This window comes from Streptomyces bobili (assembly GCF_002154575.1).
In the GTDB taxonomy this organism is placed as follows: domain Bacteria; phylum Actinomycetota; class Actinomycetes; order Streptomycetales; family Streptomycetaceae; genus Streptomyces; species Streptomyces bobili.
Genome location: NZ_MUBA01000187.1, coordinates 1 through 3,154, shown reverse-complemented (window position 1 = coordinate 3,154; position 3,154 = coordinate 1). Strand labels below are relative to the sequence as shown.

Here is a 3,154-nt window from a genome sequence, read left to right as displayed (position 1 = left end):
CGCGGAGCCTGCCAGCACTGTACGGTCAGCCGGGCCTGGCCGCAGGCTCCGCGGCCCGGATCGGGCCTCGACGGACGTAAGGACCTCCCCCGCTCGGCACGGTGCCGGCCGCCCTCACCCTCGTACCGTCGGCGTGGGCGTGGCACCGGTCAGCGGAGGGAGGAAGAGGGCGCCATGTTCTGGTCGGCGGCCCAGGAGGCGAGGATGCGCAGCCGCTCGTGGGTGGGCGAACCGGGGGCGGCGGTCCAGACGGTGAGGTGCTGGTCGGGATCGGTGTTGGCGGTGAGCGTGTCCCAGTCCAGGACGAGTTCGCCGACGACCGGATGGTTGAGGGTCTTCGTGCCGATGGTGCGGGCGGCGACGCGATGGTCGCCCCACCACTGCGCGAACTGCTTGTCCCGCGTGGACAGTTCACCGACCAGTGCGATCAGACGCGGGTCTTCGGGATAGGTCGCCGCCTCCATCCGTACCTGCGCCACCGCGGTTTGCGCCGAGCCCTCCCAGTCGGCGTACAGGGTGCGCATCGCGGGATCGACGAAGATGAGCCGCGGGTAGTTGCGGTGCTTCTCCGGGATACGGGAGAAATCAGTGACCAGGGCAGCCGCCAGCGCGTTCCACGCCAGGATGTCACCGCGCCGCCCCTGCACGATGGCCGGAGTGGCGGTCAGGTCGTCCAGGACGCGTTGCAGCTGGGGCTGGACCTTCTGCCTGCCGTGGCGCCGGGTACGGGTGGTGGTCTTGCCCGCGAGCTGGAAGAGATAGCCGCGCTCGTCGTCGTCCAGGCGCAGGACACGGGCGATGGTGTCCAGCACGGGAGCGGACGCCTGCATACGGCCCTGCTCGAGACGCGTGTAGTAGTCCGTGCTGATCGAGGCCAGCTGGGCGACCTCCTCACGGCGCAGCCCGGCCACCCGGCGCGGCCCGCCCGTCTCGGGCAGCCCGACCGTGCGCGGGCTCAGTTCCGAACGGCGCTTCTTGAGGAATTCGCCCAGCTCATCGAGAGGAACGTTGCTGGTCATGCTTCCCATCCTGACGAGGCCGGCAGGTTCTGGTCGGCGGCCCAGGAGGCGAGGATGCGCAGCCTGTCGTGCGCGGGGGATCCCGGGGCGGCGGTCCAGACCGTCATGTACTGGTCGGTGTCGGTGCTGGCGGTGAGGGTGTCGCAGTCGAGGGTGACCTCGCCGACGACCGGATGGATCAGGGTCTTGGTGCCCACGGTGCGGGCGGCGACGCGGTGGTCGCCCCACCACTGGGCGAACTGCTGGTCACGCATGGACAGTTCACCGACCAGTGCGATCAGACGAGGGTCCTCGGGATACTTCGCCGCTTCCATCCGCAGCTGTGCCACGGTGACCTGCGCGGCCGTTTCCCAGTCGGCGTAGAGGCGACGTACCGCTGGGTCGGTGAACAGGAGCCGTGGGTAGTTGCGGTGCTTCTCCGGGATGCCGGAGAAGTCGGTGACCAGCGCCGCCGCCAGCGCGTTCCACGCCAGGATGTCACCGCGCCGTCCCTGGACCATGGCCGGGACGGAGGTGAGGTCCTCCAGGACCCGCTGCAACTGCGGCTGGACCTTCTGCGCGCCGCGGCGCCGCGTGCGGACGGTGGTCCTGCCCGCGAGCTGGAACAGATAGCCGCGCTCGTCGTCGTCCAGGCGCAGGACACGGGCGATGGTGTCCAGCACGGGAGCGGACGCCTGCATACGGCCCTGCTCCAGACGCGTGTAGTAGTCCGTGCTGATCGAGGCCAGCTGGGCGACCTCCTCACGGCGCAGCCCGGCCACCCGGCGCGGCCGGGTGGCCGTCGGAAGTCCGACCGTGCGCGGGCTCAGCTTCGCGCGGCGCTTCTTGAGGAATTCTCCCAGTTCGTTCAAGGTGACATTGCTGGTCATGCTCCCCAGCATTACATCGATCGCACCCGGAGAAGGGGGGAGGATTTCCTCCCTGGATGTTCCGCTCCCAGGATGGATTCCTCCGCTTTTCGTGCCCACTCTTACGGGTGACGATCGATCGTGAGCAGCCGTTCCTGTCCCTGGCTGCGGTTCACGAACCTCGTACCGAAGGAAGCACCATCATGCGCGGAGCAGTCATTCACGCCCCCGGCGACGTGCGCTTCGAGACCCTGGCCGACCCGAAGATCAGCCGGCCGACCGACGCCGTCATCCGTACGGTCGCCACGTGTGTGTGCGGCTCGGACCTGTGGCCCTACCGCGGCGCTGAACCGGTGGACGAACCCCATCCGATGGGGCACGAGTACGTCGGCATCGTCGAGGAGGTGGGCAGCGAGGTCACCGACGTCAAGCCGGGCCAGTTCGTGGTCGGCTCCTTCGCCACCTCGGACAACACGTGCGCGAACTGTCTGAACGGCTGGCAGTCCTCCTGCCTGCACCGCGAGTTCATGAGCACCTGCCAGGCCGACTACATCCGCATCCCCAACGCTCACGGCACCCTGGTAGCCACCGACGAGCACCCGTCCGGCGATCTGGTGCCGAGCCTGCTCGCGGTCTCCGATGTGATGGGCACCGGCTGGTACGCGGCCCTCGCGGCCGAGGTGAGGCCCGGCTCCACTGCCGTCGTCGTCGGTGACGGCGCGGTCGGCCTGTGCGGGGTCATCGCCGCGAAGGAACTCGGCGCGGAGCGGATCATCGCTATGAGCCGCCACGCGTCCCGGCAGAAGCTGGCCCTGGAGTTCGGCGCCACCGACATCATCAGCGAACGCGGCGACGAAGGCATCGCCCGCGTCAAGGACCTCACCGGCGGCACCGGCGCCGACTCGGTCCTCGAGTGTGTCGGCACCCCCGAGTCCATGCGGCAGGCCCTGCACTCCGCCCGCCCCGGCGGCAACGTCGGCTTCGTCGGCGTCCCGCACGAGGTCTCGGTCGAGGGCCAGGAGCTGTTCTTCTCCCAGGTCGGCCTGCGCGGCGGCCCCGCCCCCGTGCGCCGCTACCTGCCCGACCTGATCGACCGGGTCCTGTCCGGCCGTATCAACCCGGGCAAGGTCTTCGACCTCACCCTGCCCCTGGACCAGGTCGCCGAGGGCTACCGGGCGATGGACGAGCGTCGCGCCGTCAAAGCCCTCCTGAAGCCCTGACCCGTAGACCGTCCCGTCACCCGGCCTAGCGTGCGAAACCGCCCGGCCCCGGCACGCCCCCCTCCCC

At 69.8% G+C, this 3,154-nt stretch carries 3 protein-coding genes; 1 reads left to right on the top strand and 2 read right to left on the bottom strand.

The window, feature by feature from the left end; translation table 11 throughout:
• Positions 1–149 precede the first annotated feature (149 nt).
• Both BZL64_RS15950 and BZL64_RS15945 read right to left on the bottom strand, forming a co-directional pair.
• Entirely contained in the window at positions 150–1,019 is an 870-nt protein-coding gene (locus tag BZL64_RS15950) for a helix-turn-helix domain-containing protein (protein ID WP_086769853.1), read from the bottom strand.
• Positions 1,016–1,900 carry a helix-turn-helix domain-containing protein gene (locus BZL64_RS15945; protein WP_086769852.1) on the bottom strand — a complete coding sequence of 295 codons (885 nt, stop codon included), beginning with the start codon at positions 1,898–1,900 and terminating at the stop codon, positions 1,016–1,018. Before BZL64_RS15945 ends, BZL64_RS15950 begins: the two co-directional genes overlap by 4 nt.
• Positions 1,901–2,070: 170 nt before the next feature.
• Between BZL64_RS15945 and BZL64_RS15940 the strand changes: the two genes are divergently transcribed.
• The gene (locus BZL64_RS15940; protein ID WP_086769851.1) at positions 2,071–3,087 is read left to right on the top strand and encodes a zinc-dependent alcohol dehydrogenase family protein; all 1,017 of its coding nucleotides are present in this window, start codon (positions 2,071–2,073) and stop codon (positions 3,085–3,087) included.
• Positions 3,088–3,154: the final 67 nt, after the last annotated feature.

What these genes read in the sequence shown, in the direction of transcription:
- BZL64_RS15950 (WP_086769853.1), bottom strand. Translation starts at nt 1,019, where the DNA reads ATGACCAGCAACGTTCCTCTCGATGAGCTGGGCGAATTCCTCAAGAAG.
- BZL64_RS15945 (WP_086769852.1), bottom strand. Translation starts at nt 1,900, where the DNA reads ATGCTGGGGAGCATGACCAGCAATGTCACCTTGAACGAACTGGGAGAA.
- BZL64_RS15940 (WP_086769851.1), top strand. Translation starts at nt 2,071, where the DNA reads ATGCGCGGAGCAGTCATTCACGCCCCCGGCGACGTGCGCTTCGAGACC.